The following is a 16540-nucleotide window of genomic DNA, read 5'->3' on the forward strand; positions in this document are numbered from 1 at the left end:
CCCGGGCGCGGGCGGGCACACTCCTTCCATGGACCGGAACCATTACCGCTTCCGCAGTCTGTGGAGCCTGCCCGCACCCGCCGGGCCGGTGTACCACGCCCTGGAGCGCATCGAGGACTATCCCCGCTGGTGGCCGCAGGTGCGTGAGGTCACCCGGCTCGACGCCGCCGGCGGGGTCGTCCGGATCCGCTCCGTCCTGCCCTTCGACCTGATGGCGACCCTGCGGGAGACACGGCGCGATCCCCTGGCCGGAGTCCTCGAAACGCGCCTGTCCGGGGACCTCGACGGCTGGGCCCGCTGGACCGTCACCCCCGCCGGCCCCGGCACCGCACTCGCCCGCTACGACCAGGAGGTCGACGTCCGCACACCCCTGCTGCGCCGCCTCGCCCTGCCCGGACGCCCCCTCTTTCACGCGAACCACGCCCTGATGATGAGATCCGGGCGGCGCGGGCTGGCAGCGCACCTCCAAGCGGTTTGAACCAAGCCCGCCGGGACCTGTATTGTTCAGTCCGTTCCCGGGCGATTAGCTCAGTGGGAGAGCGCTTCGTTCACACCGAAGAGGTCACTGGTTCGAACCCAGTATCGCCCACCGGGAAAGCCGGTCCGCCCCAGGCGGACCGGCTTCTTTGCGCTCGGAGTCACTTGCCCGGAAGGAACCCCCACGCCGCCGCCCGCAGTTCGGGCGCGGGGCCGGGCGGGGTCGACCGGCCCCGGGGTGCCGTTGCGGGCGAACCAGGCTTGAAGGCCCCGGACCTGGCCCGCGTGCCACACCACCTGCGGGATGGGGAGCTCGCCGGGGGACAGGCGCTCCGGACGGAACACGAAGCGGCGGCCCACTGCGCGGGTGACACCGGCGACGCCACCGCGTCGCGGAAACCGCGGTCCTCTCCGGCGAGGCATGAGGCGCCGACGGCGATCACCGGGACGGCACGAGGGACGCGGGCGGTGACGGCGGCGGATACGGCCACGGGCAATGATTTCGACCCGCACCGGTCCGGGTCGGTACGATCGCACCCATGCGTGCGCTCAGGTATGGCGTCGCAGCCTCAGCCTTCAGTCAGGAGAGACCGGTGTCAGACGTCCGTGTGATCATCCAACGCGACTCCGAGCGGGACGAACGCGTGGTGACGACGGGCACCACGGCCGCCGAGCTCTTCGCCGGTGAGCGCTCCATCATCGCCGCGCGCGTGGCCGGCGAGCTCAAGGACCTCGCCTACGAGGTCAAGGACGGCGAGACCGTCGAGGGCGTCGAGATCTCGTCCCCGGACGGCCTCGACATCCTGCGCCACTCCACCGCGCACGTCATGGCCCAGGCCGTGCAGGAGCTGTTCCCCGAGGCCAAGCTGGGCATCGGCCCGCCGGTCAAGGACGGCTTCTACTACGACTTCGACGTCGAGAAGCCGTTCACGCCCGAGGACCTCAAGGCCGTCGAGAAGCGCATGCAGGAGATCCAGAAGCGCGGCCAGCGCTTCTCGCGCCGCGTGGTGACCGACGACGCCGCCCGCGAGGAGCTCGCCGACGAGCCGTACAAGCTCGAGCTGATCGGCATCAAGGGCTCCGCGTCGCACGACGACGGCGCGGACGTCGAGGTCGGCGCCGGCGAGCTGACGATCTACGACAACCTCGACGCCAAGACCGGCGACCTGTGCTGGCGGGATCTCTGCCGTGGCCCGCATCTGCCGACCACCCGGAACATCCCGGCGTTCAAGCTGATGCGCAACGCCGCCGCCTACTGGCGCGGCAGCGAGAAGAACCCGATGCTCCAGCGCATCTACGGCACCGCCTGGCCGTCCAAGGACAAGCTGAAGGCGCACCTGGAGTTCCTCGCCGAGGCCGAGAAGCGCGACCACCGCAAGCTCGGCTCCGAGCTGGACCTGTTCTCCATCCCGGAGCAGATCGGCTCCGGCCTCGCCGTCTTCCACCCCAAGGGCGGCATCATCCGCCGGGTCATGGAGGACTACTCGCGGCGCAAGCACGAGGAGGCCGGTTACGAGTTCGTCTACACCCCGCACGCGACGAAGGGGAAGCTCTTCGAGACCTCGGGCCACCTGGACTGGTACGCCGACGGCATGTACCCGCCCATGCAACTCGACGAGGGCGTGGACTACTACCTCAAGCCCATGAACTGCCCGATGCACAACCTGATCTTCGACGCGCGCGGCCGGTCGTACCGTGAACTGCCCTTGAGGCTCTTCGAGTTCGGCACGGTCTACCGCTACGAGAAGTCGGGTGTCGTGCACGGTCTGACCCGCGCCCGCGGCTTCACCCAGGACGACGCGCACATCTACTGCACCCGCGAGCAGATGGCGGACGAGCTCGACAAGACGCTCACCTTCGTGCTCGGCCTGCTGCGCGACTACGGCCTGACCGACTTCTACCTGGAGCTGTCCACCAAGGATCCGGAGAAGTTCGTGGGGAGTGACGAGGCCTGGGAAGAGGCCACCGAGACGCTGCGCCAGGTCGCCGAGGCGCAGGGCCTGCCGCTGGTCCCGGACCCGGGCGGCGCCGCCTTCTACGGTCCGAAGATCTCCGTCCAGACCCGCGACGCGATCGGCCGCACCTGGCAGATGTCGACCATCCAGCTCGACTTCAACCTGCCGGAGCGCTTCGACCTGGAGTACACGGCCGCGGACGGCTCCAAGACCCGCCCGGTCATGATCCACCGCGCGCTGTTCGGCTCGATCGAGCGGTTCTTCGCGGTGATGCTGGAGCACTACGCGGGTGCCTTCCCGGTGTGGCTGGCGCCGGTGCAGGCGGTGGGCATCCCGGTGGGCGACGCCCATGTGGAGTACCTGGAGAAGTTCGCCGCGGACGCGAAGAAGCAGGGCCTGCGGGTCGAGGTGGACTCCTCCTCGGACCGCATGCAGAAGAAGATCCGCACGCAGCAGAAGCTCAAGGTCCCGTTCATGATCATCGTCGGTGACGACGACATGAACGCGGACACCGTGTCGTTCCGCTACCGCGACGGTTCGCAGGAGAACGGCATTCCGCGTGACGAGGCCATCGCCAAGCTCGTTGACGTGGTGGAGCGTCGCGTTCAGGTGTGACGCGGTCTCCCCGTCGATGCGGGGATGGTCCGGACGCAACCAATTTCGTCGGTTCGGACGATGTGTGCTCCCCGCGCATGCGGGGTTCCGGCCCCCGGGAGAGATCCCGGGGGCCTTTCCCCGCCACCGAGTCCGACGCCATATGCTGCATGCATGACGAGTGAGCCGGAGCAGCAGATCGGAGTGGGCACGCAGGACGCGTTCCAGCGTCTGTGGACGCCCCACCGGATGGCCTACATCCAGGGCGAGAACAAGCCGAGCGGCCCGGGCGCCGACGACGGCTGTCCCTTCTGCTCCATCCCGGCCAAGTCCGACGAGGACGGGCTGATCATCAAGCGTGGCGAGCTGGTCTACGCCGTGCTCAATCTGTACCCCTACACGGGCGGCCACCTGATGACGGTGCCGTACCGCCACATCGCCGACTACACGGACCTCACGACGGCGGAGACGGCGGAGCTCGCCGAGTTCACCAAACAGGCGATGAGCGCCCTGCGCAGTGCCTCCGGGGCCCACGGCTTCAACATCGGGATGAACCAGGGCGCCGTGGCCGGCGCGGGCATCGCCGCCCACCTGCACCAGCACGTCGTGCCCCGCTGGGGCGGCGACACCAATTTCCTTCCCGTGATCGGCCACACGAAGGTGCTGCCGCAACTGCTGGGCGACACCCGCAAGATGCTCGCGGAGGCCTGGCCGACGGAGTGATCCGACCCGTCCGTTTCTCTGTCCGGCAGGGGGTGGGGCAGCCGTGGGTGACGGCCGCCCCACCCCCTGCACGACGGCCGGAGGCCTACGCGTCGTACACGTCGGCCTTCTTGGGTGCCGCGTCCTGGATGGCTCCGCTCAGGCCCGCCGAGCGGGCACCGAACTTCTCCGTGTCCACGCCGTTCTCCTTCAGTACCTTGATCGCCGCCGAGTGCACCGCCCGCAGGACCGGCGTGGCCGCGCGCAGCGCGTCGTCGGCCATGAAGCGGTGCCGCCACGGCTTGTCCGCCCAGGCGTGCCGCAGGCCGAAGGGCTCGGGCAGCGAGAGCTTGCCGCCCAGCCAGTAGAGCAGCGGCGGATACCAGGTCAGCGGCGCCCGGGCGGCCAGGCGCACCACCTCGTCGGTGGCGACCAGCGGGAGTTTCACCGTCCGGGTCTCCCAGAACTTGACCGACTTCTGGACCTTCTTCTCCTTGGCCGCCGGCTTGCTCGTGAACAGGGAGTGCACCGGGCCCAGGGCATGCCCGGTGACCTCGATGCGCAGCGTCTCGTGCAGCACCGTCACCGTGATCAGCATGGTGAGGACCAGCTGGCCGTCCCACAGGGTCCACTGCACGCCCAGGTAGTGCCGGTCGCCCGCGCCGAACTGCTGGTTGTTGCAGATCTCCTGTATGGCGTGCGGCTTGATCCGGTACGCCTCGACGTCGGTGCCGTCGGGCCGGGACACCCCGTCCGCGTTCTCCCCGATCGGGGTGACGATCCAGTGCCGCACCGTCGGCTTGGGGAAGCCTCCGGTGTGCAGCGGGCCGCGCTCCAGCATGCGCAGCCGGTCGTGGACGGCCTTGATGACGTCCCAGCTGCGGAACGGGTTGATCTCCCGGTCCGGGTCGATCGGGAGCAGCTCCTCGGCGAGCTGCCAGCTGCCCCAGCGCGTGCCCATGCCGAGTATCCCCTTGGGCCCGGCGTAGAACACGGAGTTGGACTGCTGCTCGGCGCTGAGCCGGGCCAGCGACTGACGCAGCTCCTCGGCGGCCGTCTCGCCGGGGCTGCTCGGCACCGCCTCGGGCACCTTGGCGCCCACGCTGCCGCCGGAGAGGAGGCTGCTCCAGCGTTCCCTGAGATCCCGTGCCGTGCGCTCACAGATCCGCTTGGCCCAGAACCAGCCGATCACCGGGGCGACGACACAAGCGCGCGCGTACCAGCCCCAGAATCCGTCGAAGGGCATCCGGAGCAGGAAGACCACGGCGAGGAGCCCCATCGCGACCAGCAGCGTGGTGGCGAGCGCGCCGGCCCGCTTGTCCTCGCGCCTGGCGATGGTGGTGCGGATCTGGAAGACCAGCAGCCAGATCAGCAGTCCGGGCAGGAACAGCAGGCCGCACAGCACCATCACGGCGCTGAGCCAGTTGTCCCGCTCCCTGCGGATGCGGTGTGCCGCGAGGCTGTGCTCCACGACGACCTGCGGCTGGGTGCCGAAGGACTGGATGAGCGGTGCCCGCCCGGAACCCAGCATCCGGTCGATGACCGCCCGGGAGAACGCCTCGCCCAGATTCGGCCGGAACAGCGCGATCCGGGGCTTGTCGACGGACGACTTGTGCCACTCGCTGTTGGCCTTGAGTATCTCGTCGGCCTCGTTGTCCCGGTAGGCGGCCGAGGCCAGTGCGAACGTCGGGGTCTGCCCTTCGTCGCCGGTGCGTGGCACCTGCGGACCGAAGAAATCCGCGTAACCGCCTTCAACGGTCATTCCCGCCCCCGATCGCCGCGACTGTCGTCTTGCGGCCTTCCCGACTTCCTTGCCGCGCACACCTGTTGAACTGGTCTTCAGAGTATCCGCAGCCACCGGCGTCCGTCGGTGGACGGCCGAAAGCCGCCTGCCGGTACGAAGTGAGGCCTCTCGGGGGCGCGTTTTGCCGCTTCCGGGCGCATGGCCGGGCATGGTGGTGCGCGGGCGCCCGCGGGGCTGCCGGGACTGTCCCGAGGGCGCCCGGCGCCGAATCCCGAGCCATGGCCATGAGGAGGAACGTGCCGCCGTCCGTCGTCAAGCGCTGAGTGCCTCCTCCCGGACCCGTTCGGCGACCTGCGCCGGCATCGGCTCGTGCCGCACGTACCGGCGGCTGAAGCGCGCGGTGCCGTGCGAGAGCGATCGCAGATCGACGCTGTACCGGCCGATCTCGATCTCCGGGACCTCGGCCCTGATGAGGGTGCGGCCGCCCGCCGACTGCTCGGTGCCGAGCACCCGGCCCCGCCGGCCGGACAGATCGCTCATCACCGGGCCCACGTAGTCGTCACCGACCAGGACGTTCACCTCGGCCACCGGCTCCAGGAGATTGATCCGCGCGTCCGCGGCCGCCTCCCGCAGCGCCAGCGCGCCGGCCGTCTGGAAGGCCGCGTCGGAGGAGTCCACCGAGTGCGCCTTGCCGTCCCTCAGCGTCACCCGTACGTCGATCAGCGGGTGACCGGCCGCGACTCCCTTGGCGGCCTGGGTCCGTACGCCCTTCTCGACGGACGGGATGAACTGCCGCGGCACCGCGCCGCCGACGACCTTGTCCACGAACTCGATGCCCGAACCGCCCGGCAGCGGCTCCACGTCGATCTCGCAGATCGCGAACTGCCCGTGCCCGCCGGACTGCTTGACGTGCCGTCCGCGCCCGGCGGCCTTGTCACCGAACGTCTCGCGCAGCGGCACCCGGTGGGCCACGACGTCCACCTGGACGCCGTACCGGCTGCGCAGACGCTCCAGGGCCACGTCCGCGTGGGCCTCGCCCAGACACCACAGGACCACCTGGCGGGTGTCCTGGTTGTGCTCCAGACGCATGGTGGGGTCCTCCGCGACGAGGCGGGCCAGTCCCTGCGAGAGCTTGTCCTCGTCCGGTTTGCTGTGCGCCCGGATGGCCAGGGGCAACAGCGGGTCGGGCATCTCCCAGGGTTCCATCAGCAGGGGGTCGTCCTTGGCGGACAGGGTGTCCCCGGTCTCCGCGCGGCCCAGCTTCGCCACGCACGCGAGATCGCCCGCGATGACGTGGGACACCGGGCGCTGCTGCTTGCCGAACGGTGTGGACAGGGCACCGATCCGTTCGTCGACGTCGTGGTCCTCGTGGCCCCGGTCGGCCAGTCCGTGCCCCGAGACGTGCACCGTCTGGTCGGCGCGCAGGGTTCCGGAGAACAGCCGGATCAGCGAGAGCCGCCCGACGTACGGGTCGGACGACGTCTTGACGACCTCCGCGACCAGCGGGGCGTCGGGGTCGCACGGGTTCAGCTCGCGCGGTGTGCCGTCGACGGTGGTCACCCGCGGTGTGCCGTGTTCCAGCGGGGTCGGGAAACCGCCGGTGATCAGCCCCAGCAGTTCGACCGTGCCGAGGCCCTGGCGGGCGCCCTCGGCCGCGGGGGCGGCGGCGAGGACGGGGAAGAACACACCGCGCGCGACGGCCTTCTCCAGGTCCTCGATCAGGGTCTTGACGTCGCACGGCTCGCCGCCGAGGTAGCGGTCCATGAGGGTTTCGTCCTCGCTCTCCGCGATGATCCCCTCGATCAGCCGGTTGCGGGCCGCCTCGATCAGCGGCAGCCGGTCCGGGTCGGGCTCGTGCTCCTCGCGCCCGCCGGACGAGTAGTCGAACAGCTTCTGGGTCAGCAGCCCGATCAGGCCCGTCACGGGCGCGTGCCCGTCGGGTCCCTCCGGACCGTGCAGCGGCAGGTACAACGGCACTACGGCGTCGGGATCGTCCCCGCCGAACGTCTGGGCGCACACGCGCGTCATCTCGGTGAAGTCCGCGCGTGCCGCCTCCAGGTGCGTGACGACGATGGCCCGCGGCATGCCGACGGCCGCGCACTCGTCCCACACCATGCGGGTCGAGCCGTCCACCCCGTCGGAGGCCGAGACGACGAAGAGGGCCGCGTCCGCCGCTCGCAGACCGGCCCTGAGTTCACCGACGAAGTCGGCGTATCCGGGAGTGTCCAACAGGTTGATCTTGATGCCGTCCCATGCGAGGGGCACCAGGGAGAGCTGTACCGAGCGCTGCTGCCGGTGCTCGATGTCGTCGTAGTCGGAGACGGTGCCGCCGTCCTCCACTCGGCCCGCCCGCTTCACGGCTCCCGTGGTCAGTGCGAGAGCCTCCACCAAGGTCGTCTTGCCCGATCCGGAGTGGCCGACCAGCACCACATTCCGTACGGACGTGGGGTGGTCGGCCGCCTGTGCCCTTCCGGCGGCTCCGGTGTGTGTGTACGCCTTGTCGCCCATGGTCCTGCCTCCCGTGCACGGTGAGGTCACTGTGGGCGCGGACTCGCGGATCCTCCCCGGGACCGGCCCCGGGGGCACCCCGAGCGGTGACGGCTCCGGCGACGCCCGCGGTCCTTCGAGCTTTCCACTCCCGTCACGGTGCGTCCATACGAAGGACGCGATCCCGCCTTCCGGCGCTGCCCGACCGTGCCTCCGGGCGTCCCGATGCCGGCCCCGGACCCGGCCATGGCTTTGCTTTCGGCCCTGTCCGGTCCGCGGATCCGTGTGACGGCGGTTCCCCTACCGGGCCCTCGGGTGCCCGGCCGTCGGTCACACGCACGCGTGACTACGATGGGCCAGCCGGTGGCCAGTGGGGCCACACGGCCACACCGACCGTCGGGAAGGCCATGCTGAACAAGTACGCGCGTGCATTCTTCACGCGTGTCCTCACACCGTTCGCCGCGTTTCTCATCCGGCGGGGGGTCAGCCCGGACACGGTCACGCTCATCGGCACCGCCGGTGTGGTCGCGGGCGCGCTGGTCTTCTACCCCATGGGCGAGTTCTTCTGGGGCACGGTCGTGATCACGCTGTTCGTGTTCTCCGACCTCGTCGACGGCAACATGGCCCGCCAGCTGGGCCGTTCCAGCCGCTGGGGAGCCTTCCTCGACTCCACCCTCGACCGGGTCGCCGACGGGGCCGTCTTCGGCGGCTTCGCCCTGTGGTACGCGGGCGGAGGCGACGACATCGTCCTGTGCGCCGTGTCGATCTTCTGCCTGGCCAGCGGCCAGGTGGTGTCGTACACCAAGGCGCGCGGCGAGTCGATCGGACTGCCGGTGGCCGTGAACGGGCTGATCGAGCGGGCCGAGCGGCTCGTCATCTCCCTGGTCGCGGCCGGCCTGGCGGGCCTGCACGCGTTCGGCGTGCCCGGCATCCAGTACCTGCTGCCGGTCGCCCTGTGGATCGTCGCCGTCGGCAGCCTGATCACGCTGATCCAGCGGGTCGTCACGGTGCGCCGGGAGTCCGCCGAGGCGGAGGCCGCGGAGGCCGTGGAGGAGCAGGAGGCCACCGGGGAGCAGGAGGCCCGCGGGAGCGGGGCCGCGAAGTGAGCGCGCGGGACCGCCTGAGCGACGCTCTGTACGGCGCCGGCTGGGCCACCGTCAAGAAGCTCCCCGAACCCGTCGCCGTGCGGCTCGGCCGGACCATCGCCGACATCGCCTGGAAGCGGCGCGGCCGGGGCGTGCTCCGGCTGGAGGGCAACTACGCGCGCGTGGTGCCCGACGCGAGCCCCGAGCGGCTCGCCGAACTGTCCCGTGCGGGCATGCGTTCGTACCTGCGGTACTGGATGGAGTCCTTCCGGCTGCCCGCCTGGAGCCCGGAGCGCATCGCGAACGGCATCGACATCAAGGACATCCACCGCCTGACCGACGGCATGGCGGCCGGCAAGGGCGTCGTCCTCGCGCTGCCGCACCTCGCCAACTGGGATCTCGCGGGCGCCTGGGCCACCACCGGGCTCGGCATTCCGTTCACCACCGTCGCCGAGCGCCTGAAGCCGGAGACGCTGTACGACCGCTTCGTCGCCTACCGCGAGGGCCTCGGCATGGAGGTGCTCCCGCACAGCGGCGGCAGTGCGTTCGGCACGCTGGCCCGGCGGCTGCGCGACGGGGGACTGGTCTGCCTGGTCGCCGACCGTGATCTGTCGGCCTCCGGCGTGGAGGTCGAGTTCTTCGGGGAGACCGCGCGGATGCCGGCCGGTCCCGCCCTGCTCGCCCAGCACACCGGGGCGCTGCTGCTGCCGGCGACGCTCTGGTACGACGACTCGCCCGTGATGCGGGGCCGGGTCCATCCAGCGGTCCCGGTTCCCGAGTCGGGTACGCGGGCCGAGAAGACGTCTGTCATGACACAGGCGCTGGCCGACGCCTTCGCCACGGGGATCGCCGACCACCCGGAGGACTGGCACATGCTGCAGCGCTTGTGGCTCAAGGATCTCGATCCCGCGCGGGACCCCGAGCAGGACGCCCGGGAGGGGACCCTGTGAGGATCGGCATCGTCTGCCCGTATTCCTGGGACGTACCGGGAGGCGTCCAGTTCCACATCCGTGATCTGGCCGAGTACTTCATCCGCCTCGGCCACGAGGTGTCCGTCCTCGCCCCGGCCGACGACGAGACCCCGCTGCCGCCGTACGTCGTCTCGGCCGGCCGCGCGGTGCCGGTGCCGTACAACGGCTCGGTGGCCCGGCTCAACTTCGGCTTCCTGTCGGCGGCCCGGGTGCGCCGCTGGCTGCACGAGGGCGCCTTCGACGTGATCCACATCCACGAGCCGACCTCGCCCTCGCTCGGCCTGCTGGCCTGCTGGGCGGCCCAGGGACCCATCGTCGCCACCTTCCACACGTCCAACCCGCGCTCCAGGGCCATGGTCGCCGCGTACTCCATCCTGCAGGCGGCGCTGGAGAAGATCAGCGCGCGGATCGCGGTGAGCGAGTACGCCCGCCGCACGCTCGTCGAACACCTCGGCGGCGACGCGGTGGTGATCCCGAACGGGGTGGACGTCGACTTCTTCGCCCGCGCCGAGCCCGAGCCCGCGTGGCAGGGCGACACGATCGGCTTCATCGGCCGCATCGACGAGTCCCGCAAGGGCCTGCCGGTGCTGATGCGCGCCCTGCCGAAGATCCTCGCCGCCCGCCCGCAGACGCGGCTGCTGGTCGCGGGGCGCGGCGACGAGAAGGAGGCGGTGCAGAGCCTGCCCGCCGAACTCCGTTCCCGGGTCGAGTTCCTCGGCATGGTCAGCGACGAGGACAAGGCCCGCCTCCTGCGCAGCGTCGACCTGTACGTGGCGCCCAACACCGGTGGCGAGAGCTTCGGCATCATCCTGGTCGAGGCGATGTCCGCGGGGGCGCCGGTGCTCGCCTCCGATCTGGATGCCTTCGCCCAGGTGCTCGACCGGGGGGCGGCCGGCGAACTGTTCCCCAACGAGGACGCCGACGCGCTCGCCGAGGCGGCGGTGCGCCTCCTGGGAGACCCGGAGCGGCGCGCGAAGCTGCGCGAGCGGGGCAGCGCCCACGTCCGCCGCTTCGACTGGTCGACCGTCGGCGCGGACATCATGTCCGTCTACGAGACGGTGACCGCCGGAGCGGCGGCGGTGGCGGCCGACGAGCGGACGACGGGGCTGTGGTCGCGCTTCGGGCCGGCGAGGGACTGAGGGCAGCTGTTCGGCCGGGCCCGGCCATGACAGCCCGTACCTCCGGTGAACGGCGACGAGCGAGGGCGTCGGCGTCCGGGGCGCCCCGGGCGCTCGGCCGGGCCGGCGCGGCGCCCCGGTAGCCTTGCCGCCCGTGACCGCAACCCTGATCTGGATCCTTGTCGCCCTCGTCGCGATCGGCCTCTACCTGAGCTGGACGGCGGGGCGGCTGGACCGGCTGCACGCCCGGATCGACGCCGCCCGCGCCGCACTGGACGCGCAGTTGCTGCGCCGCGCCTCTGTGGCCCAGGAACTGGCCACGTCAGGGGTGCTCGATCCCGCCGCCTCGATCGTGCTCTACGAGGCCGCGCATGCCGCGCGGCAGACGGTGGAGGAGCAGCGGGAGGTCGCCGAGAGTGAACTGAGCCAGGCGCTGCGGGCCGTTTTCGCCGAGTCGCAGCAGGTGGACGTGGTCAGGGAGGTGCCCGGGGGAGAGAACGCGGCCGTGGAACTCGCCGAGGCCGTCCGTAGGGTGCCCATGGCCCGCCGTTTCCACAACGACGCCGTACGGGCCGCACGCGCCCTGCGCCGGCACCGGAAGGTGCGCTGGTTCCGGCTGGCGGGACACGCGCCGTTCCCTATGGCGTTCGAAATGGACGACGAACCCCCGGCCGCCCTGATCGAACGCGCGGCCTGACCGGCGGCACTCACCGGGAGGGCGACCGGGAGCTCCGCCCAAAACGATCCACCGCCTCTCCATTGGCTCTTGCTGTGGACTGGTCCGTTCACGTTTCCTCAGTAGTGCAGAAACCCCCTCTTCGTCATCAGTGAGGTCACTCGTGTCCAGCACGCTTTCCGAAAACCAGGGTCCCGAGACCGGCACCGCCCGTGTGAAGCGCGGGATGGCCGAGCAGCTCAAGGGCGGCGTGATCATGGACGTCGTGACGCCGGAGCAGGCGAAGATCGCCGAGGACGCGGGCGCCGTCGCCGTCATGGCACTGGAGCGGGTCCCCGCCGACATCCGCAAGGACGGCGGCGTGGCCCGTATGTCCGACCCGGACATGATCGAGGACATCATCGCGGCCGTCTCCATCCCGGTCATGGCCAAGTCCCGCATCGGCCACTTCGTCGAGGCGCAGGTGCTGCAGTCGCTCGGCGTCGACTACATCGACGAGTCCGAGGTCCTCACCCCGGCCGACGAGGTCAACCACTCCGACAAGTGGTCGTTCACCACCCCCTTCGTCTGCGGCGCCACCAACCTCGGCGAGGCCCTGCGCCGCATCGCCGAGGGCGCCGCGATGATCCGCTCCAAGGGCGAGGCCGGCACCGGCAACGTCGTCGAGGCCGTGCGCCACCTGCGCCAGATCAAGAACGAGATCGCCCGGCTGCGCGGCTTCGACAACCACGAGCTGTACGCCGCCGCCAAGGAGCTGCGCGCCCCGTACGAGCTGGTCAAGGAGGTCGCCGAGCTGGGCAAGCTGCCGGTCGTGCTGTTCTCCGCGGGTGGTGTCGCCACCCCCGCCGACGCTGCCCTGATGCGTCAGCTCGGTGCCGAGGGCGTCTTCGTCGGCTCCGGCATCTTCAAGTCCGGCGACCCGGCCAAGCGGGCCGCCGCCATCGTCAGGGCGACCACCTTCCACGATGACCCCAAGGTGATTGCGGACGCGTCCCGCAACCTCGGCGAGGCCATGGTCGGCATCAACTGCGACACCCTCCCCGAGGCCGAGCGCTACGCCAACCGCGGCTGGTAGGCCCCGGGCATGAGCGACATCGTCATCGGTGTCCTGGCCCTCCAGGGCGACGTACGGGAGCACCTTGTCGCCCTGGCCGCGGCCGACGCCGTCGCCAGGCCGGTGCGGCGCCCGGAGGAACTCGCCGAGGTCGACGGCCTGGTCCTCCCCGGCGGGGAGTCCACCACCATCTCCAAGCTGGCCGTCCTGTTCGGCCTGATGGAGCCCCTGCGCGCACGCGTGCGGGACGGCATGCCGGTCTACGGCACCTGCGCCGGGATGATCCTGCTCGCCGACAAGATCCTCGACCCGCGCTCCGGTCAGGAGACCGTGGGCGGCGTCGATATGATCGTGCGCCGCAACGCGTTCGGACGGCAGAACGAGTCGTTCGAGGCGACGGTCGACGTCAGGGGCATCGAGGGCGGCCCCGTGCACGGGGTCTTCATCCGCGCCCCCTGGGTCGAGTCCGTCGGCGCCGGTGCGGAGGTGATCGCCGAGCACGACGGCCACATCGTCGCCGTCCGCCAGGGCAACGCGCTGGCCACGTCGTTCCACCCGGAACTGACAGGCGATCACCGGGTGCACGGCCTGTTCGTCGACATGGCGCGCGGGTACCGGACGGCCGCTTCCTTGTAGGATTCCTGCGTTCGTTGCAGAGATGGGTTACGCGAAGGAGACAGGCAGATGTCCGGCCACTCTAAATGGGCCACGACGAAGCACAAGAAGGCCGTGATCGACGCCAAACGCGGCAAACTCTTCGCGAAGCTGATCAAGAACATCGAGGTCGCCGCGCGTATGGGCGGTGTCGATCTGGAGGGTAACCCGACCCTCTACGACGCCGTTCAGAAGGCCAAGAAACAGTCGGTACCGAACAAGAACATCGACTCCGCCATCAAGCGCGGTGGCGGTCTCGAGGCCGGTGGCGCCGACTACGAGACGATCATGTACGAGGGCTACGGCCCGAACGGCGTCGCGGTGCTCATCGAGTGTCTCACCGACAACCGCAACCGTGCCGCCTCCGACGTGCGCGTCGCGATGACCCGCAACAGCGGCTCGATGGCTGACCCGGGCTCGGTGTCGTACCTGTTCCACCGCAAGGGTGTCGTGATCGTCCCCAAGGGCGAGCTGACCGAGGACGACGTGCTCACCGCAGTCCTGGACGCGGGCGCCGAGGAGGTCAACGACCTCGGTGAGTCCTTCGAGGTGCTCAGCGAGGCCACCGACCTGGTCGAGGTCCGTACCGCTCTGCAGGACGCCGGGATCGACTACGACTCCGCCGAGGCCAACTTCGTCCCGACCATGCAGGTCGAGCTGGACGAGGAGGGCGCCAAGAAGATCTTCAAGCTGATCGACGCGCTGGAGGACAGCGACGACGTGCAGAACGTCTTCGCCAACTTCGACGTGAGCGACGAGATCATGGAGAAGGTCGACGTGTAGTGCTGCCGCGTGCTCGGCGATTCCGGCGGGCCGATGGGGACACGTCCTCACCGGCCCGCCGCTCCTGTCAGTGGCAGCCGATAGCCTGGCGTACGTCAAGGATCACCGTCCGCGGACCACAACCATCGATCGAGGAACCCCGACGGCGATCAGCCAGGTCCGCGAGAGCGGCGGCGGATCAGCCGCAGAGAGGGGAAGGTGCAGGGTGCGCGTACTGGGGGTGGACCCGGGGCTGACGAGGTGCGGTGTCGGGGTGGTCGAAGGGGTCGCCGGGCGACCGCTGACCATGCTCGGTGCGGGCGTCGTGCGCACGCCCACCGACGCCGACCTCGGTCACCGTCTCGTCGCCGTCGAGCAGGGCCTCGAGCAGTGGCTGGACGAGTACCGGCCGGAGTTCGTCGCCGTCGAGCGCGTCTTCAGCCAGCACAACGTCCGGACGGTGATGGGCACCGCCCAGGCGAGCGCCGTCGCCCTGCTGTGCGCCTCCCGCCGAGGGATCCCCGTCGCCCTGCACACCCCCAGCGAGGTCAAGGCAGCCGTGACCGGTTCAGGGCGCGCGGACAAGGCACAGGTCGGTGCGATGGTCACCCGTCTGCTGCGGCTCGACGCGCCCCCGAAGCCCGCCGACGCGGCAGACGCCCTCGCCCTCGCCATCTGCCACATCTGGCGGGCCCCCGCGCAGAACCGGCTCCAGCAGGCCGCCGCCCTGCATGCCTCACGCACCGCTCCGCGCACCGCCCAGCGCACGACCACTGGGCGCACGGCCGCCTCGAGAGCGTCCGGCCCGAGAAAACCCACAGCACCGATCCCCTCGCCGAATCCCGCACCGAACCCATCGCCCAACCCATCGAAGGGGCGCACCGCATGATTGCCTTCGTCAGCGGCACGGTCGCCGCACTCGCACCCGACGTCGCGGTCGTCGAGGTCGGCGGCGTCGGCATGGCCGTCCAGTGCACGCCGAACACGCTCTCCACGCTGCGCGTCGGCCAGCCCGCCCGGCTCGCCACCTCCCTCGTCGTACGCGAGGACTCGCTCACCCTCTACGGCTTCGCGGACGACGACGAGCGGCAGACCTTCGAACTGCTGCAGACCGCCAGCGGCGTCGGCCCCCGCCTCGCCCAGGCCATGCTGGCCGTGCACACCCCGGACGCGCTGCGCCGGGCCGTCGCGACCGCCGACGAGAAGGCGCTCGTCGCCGTCCCCGGTATCGGCAAGAAAGGCGCCCAGAAGCTGCTGCTGGATCTGAAGGACCGCCTCGGCGCACCGGTGGGCGCGGCGACCGCCGCGAGCCCCGTCACCGCGGGCTGGCACGACCAGCTGCACGCCGCCCTGATCGGCCTCGGCTATGCGACGCGCGAGGCCGACGAGGCCGTCGCCGCCGTCACCCCCGCCGCCGAGGCCGCCGAGGGCACACCCCAGGTGGGCGCGCTGTTGAAGGCGGCCCTGCAGACGCTGAACCGCGCTCGCTAGCCCGTACCACCCTCCCCCCCCCCGCATCTCTCGTACCGCCCCGCCCCACCCGGCTAGGAGACTTTCAGTGAACTGGGACGACACGACCGACCCCACGGCCGCCGAGCGGCTGGTGGGGTCTGTCGCCGACGGGGAGGACCAGGCCGTCGAGGCCGCCCTGCGCCCCAAGGACCTGGACGAGTTCATCGGCCAGGAGAAGGTCCGCGAGCAGCTCGACCTGGTGCTGCGTGCCGCACGCGCGCGCGGCGCCACCGCCGACCACGTGCTGCTCTCCGGCGCCCCCGGCCTCGGCAAGACCACCCTCTCCATGATCATCGCGGCCGAGATGGAAGCCCCCCTCCGCATCACCTCGGGACCGGCCATCCAGCACGCGGGCGACCTGGCCGCGATCCTCTCCTCCCTCCAGGAGGGCGAGGTCCTGTTCCTCGACGAGATCCACCGGATGTCCCGGCCCGCCGAGGAGATGCTCTACATGGCGATGGAGGACTTCCGCGTCGACGTCATCGTCGGCAAGGGCCCCGGCGCCACCGCCATCCCCCTCGAACTGCCCCCGTTCACCCTGGTCGGCGCCACTACGCGCGCGGGCCTGTTGCCACCCCCGCTGCGCGACCGCTTCGGCTTCACCGCGCACATGGAGTTCTACGAGCCCCCCGAGCTGGAGCGGGTCGTCCACCGCTCGGCAAGCCTCCTGGACGTCGGGATAGAGGCCGAGGGCGCCACGGAGATCGCCGGCCGCTCCCGGGGCACGCCCCGCATCGCCAACCGCCTGC

15 protein-coding genes, 1 tRNA gene and 1 pseudogene are annotated in these 16540 nt (G+C 70.7%); 14 read left to right on the forward strand and 3 right to left on the reverse strand.

Going from position 1 to position 16540, the window contains the following annotated elements; genetic code table 11:
• Nucleotides 1-28: 28 nt before the first annotated feature.
• Together ACFPZI_RS34005 and ACFPZI_RS34010 are read left to right on the forward strand one after the other, a co-directional pair.
• Nucleotides 29-478 (forward strand): SRPBCC family protein, encoded by a 450-nt coding sequence (locus tag ACFPZI_RS34005; protein WP_381371020.1) that lies wholly within the window; start codon nt 29-31, stop codon nt 476-478.
• A gap of 39 nt (nt 479-517) precedes the next feature.
• Nucleotides 518-589: transfer RNA gene (locus ACFPZI_RS34010), tRNA-Val, on the forward strand.
• Between the two features lie 49 nt (nt 590-638).
• On the opposite strand, the pseudogene ACFPZI_RS34015 reads toward ACFPZI_RS34010, so the two are convergent.
• A pseudogene (locus ACFPZI_RS34015) lies at nt 639-849 on the reverse strand (3'-5' exonuclease); the annotation flags it as partial.
• 221 nt (nt 850-1070) lie between these two features.
• On the opposite strand from ACFPZI_RS34015, the gene thrS reads away from it, so the two are divergent.
• Nucleotides 1071-3047, forward strand: a complete 1977-nt coding sequence (gene thrS / locus ACFPZI_RS34020) for a threonine--tRNA ligase (protein ID WP_381371021.1) — start codon at nt 1071-1073, stop codon at nt 3045-3047.
• A 153-nt stretch (nt 3048-3200) separates the two neighbouring features.
• Complete coding sequence (locus tag ACFPZI_RS34025; protein WP_381371022.1) at nt 3201-3749, forward strand: HIT family protein; 549 nt, start codon at nt 3201-3203, stop codon at nt 3747-3749.
• 85 nt (nt 3750-3834) lie between these two features.
• Here ACFPZI_RS34025 and ACFPZI_RS34030 read toward each other — a convergent pair whose 3' ends face one another.
• Entirely contained in the window at nt 3835-5490 is a 1656-nt protein-coding gene (locus ACFPZI_RS34030; RefSeq protein ID WP_381371023.1) for a hypothetical protein, read from the reverse strand.
• Between the two features lie 294 nt (nt 5491-5784).
• Nucleotides 5785-7980: an elongation factor G-like protein EF-G2 gene (locus ACFPZI_RS34035; RefSeq protein ID WP_381371024.1), complete on the reverse strand. Its 2196-nt coding sequence runs from the start codon at nt 7978-7980 to the stop codon at nt 5785-5787.
• A 386-nt stretch (nt 7981-8366) separates the two neighbouring features.
• Here ACFPZI_RS34035 and pgsA point away from each other — a divergent pair, with 386 nt between their 5' ends.
• The 10 genes from pgsA to ruvB form a co-directional block, all read left to right on the forward strand.
• Nucleotides 8367-9065: a phosphatidylinositol phosphate synthase gene (gene pgsA / locus ACFPZI_RS34040; RefSeq protein ID WP_381371025.1), complete on the forward strand. Its 699-nt coding sequence runs from the start codon at nt 8367-8369 to the stop codon at nt 9063-9065.
• Nucleotides 9062-9994: a phosphatidylinositol mannoside acyltransferase gene (locus ACFPZI_RS34045; RefSeq protein ID WP_381371026.1), complete on the forward strand. Its 933-nt coding sequence runs from the start codon at nt 9062-9064 to the stop codon at nt 9992-9994. The genes pgsA and ACFPZI_RS34045 overlap by 4 nt, the downstream gene beginning before the upstream one ends.
• Nucleotides 9991-11154, forward strand: a complete 1164-nt coding sequence (locus tag ACFPZI_RS34050; protein WP_381371027.1) for a glycosyltransferase family 4 protein — start codon at nt 9991-9993, stop codon at nt 11152-11154. Before ACFPZI_RS34045 ends, ACFPZI_RS34050 begins: the two co-directional genes overlap by 4 nt.
• A 124-nt stretch (nt 11155-11278) precedes the next feature.
• Nucleotides 11279-11830: a LemA family protein gene (locus ACFPZI_RS34055; protein WP_381371028.1), complete on the forward strand. Its 552-nt coding sequence runs from the start codon at nt 11279-11281 to the stop codon at nt 11828-11830.
• A 142-nt stretch (nt 11831-11972) separates the two neighbouring features.
• The gene (pdxS, locus tag ACFPZI_RS34060; protein WP_381371029.1) at nt 11973-12884 is read left to right on the forward strand and encodes a pyridoxal 5'-phosphate synthase lyase subunit PdxS; all 912 of its coding nucleotides are present in this window, start codon (nt 11973-11975) and stop codon (nt 12882-12884) included.
• Between the two features lie 9 nt (nt 12885-12893).
• Nucleotides 12894-13499, forward strand: a complete 606-nt coding sequence (gene pdxT / locus ACFPZI_RS34065) for a pyridoxal 5'-phosphate synthase glutaminase subunit PdxT (RefSeq protein WP_381371030.1) — start codon at nt 12894-12896, stop codon at nt 13497-13499.
• A gap of 48 nt (nt 13500-13547) precedes the next feature.
• On the forward strand, nt 13548-14300 hold the full coding sequence (locus tag ACFPZI_RS34070) for a YebC/PmpR family DNA-binding transcriptional regulator (protein WP_381371031.1): 753 nt from the start codon (nt 13548-13550) through the stop codon (nt 14298-14300).
• A 205-nt stretch (nt 14301-14505) separates the two neighbouring features.
• Nucleotides 14506-15168 (forward strand): crossover junction endodeoxyribonuclease RuvC, encoded by a 663-nt coding sequence (ruvC, locus tag ACFPZI_RS34075; protein ID WP_381371032.1) that lies wholly within the window; start codon nt 14506-14508, stop codon nt 15166-15168.
• On the forward strand, nt 15165-15770 hold the full coding sequence (gene ruvA / locus ACFPZI_RS34080) for a Holliday junction branch migration protein RuvA (RefSeq protein WP_381371033.1): 606 nt from the start codon (nt 15165-15167) through the stop codon (nt 15768-15770). Before ruvC ends, ruvA begins: the two co-directional genes overlap by 4 nt.
• Nucleotides 15771-15837: 67 nt before the next feature.
• Nucleotides 15838-16540: Holliday junction branch migration DNA helicase RuvB (ruvB, locus tag ACFPZI_RS34085; protein WP_381371034.1), on the forward strand; the 703-nt coding region annotated here is incomplete at its 3' end.

Source organism: Streptomyces chlorus (genome assembly GCF_042655885.1).
GTDB lineage: Bacteria > Actinomycetota > Actinomycetes > Streptomycetales > Streptomycetaceae > Streptomyces > Streptomyces chlorus.

Excerpts from the sequence above, each read along its gene's own strand:
- pdxT (WP_381371030.1), top strand. The coding sequence starts at position 12,894 with ATGAGCGACATCGTCATCGGTGTCCTGGCCCTCCAGGGCGACGTACGG.
- ACFPZI_RS34005 (WP_381371020.1), top strand. The coding sequence starts at position 29 with ATGGACCGGAACCATTACCGCTTCCGCAGTCTGTGGAGCCTGCCCGCA.
- ACFPZI_RS34025 (WP_381371022.1), top strand. The coding sequence starts at position 3,201 with ATGACGAGTGAGCCGGAGCAGCAGATCGGAGTGGGCACGCAGGACGCG.
- ruvA (WP_381371033.1), top strand. The coding sequence starts at position 15,165 with ATGATTGCCTTCGTCAGCGGCACGGTCGCCGCACTCGCACCCGACGTC.
- pgsA (WP_381371025.1), top strand. The coding sequence starts at position 8,367 with ATGCTGAACAAGTACGCGCGTGCATTCTTCACGCGTGTCCTCACACCG.
- ACFPZI_RS34070 (WP_381371031.1), top strand. The coding sequence starts at position 13,548 with ATGTCCGGCCACTCTAAATGGGCCACGACGAAGCACAAGAAGGCCGTG.
- ACFPZI_RS34030 (WP_381371023.1), bottom strand. The coding sequence starts at position 5,490 with ATGACCGTTGAAGGCGGTTACGCGGATTTCTTCGGTCCGCAGGTGCCA.
- ACFPZI_RS34035 (WP_381371024.1), bottom strand. The coding sequence starts at position 7,980 with ATGGGCGACAAGGCGTACACACACACCGGAGCCGCCGGAAGGGCACAG.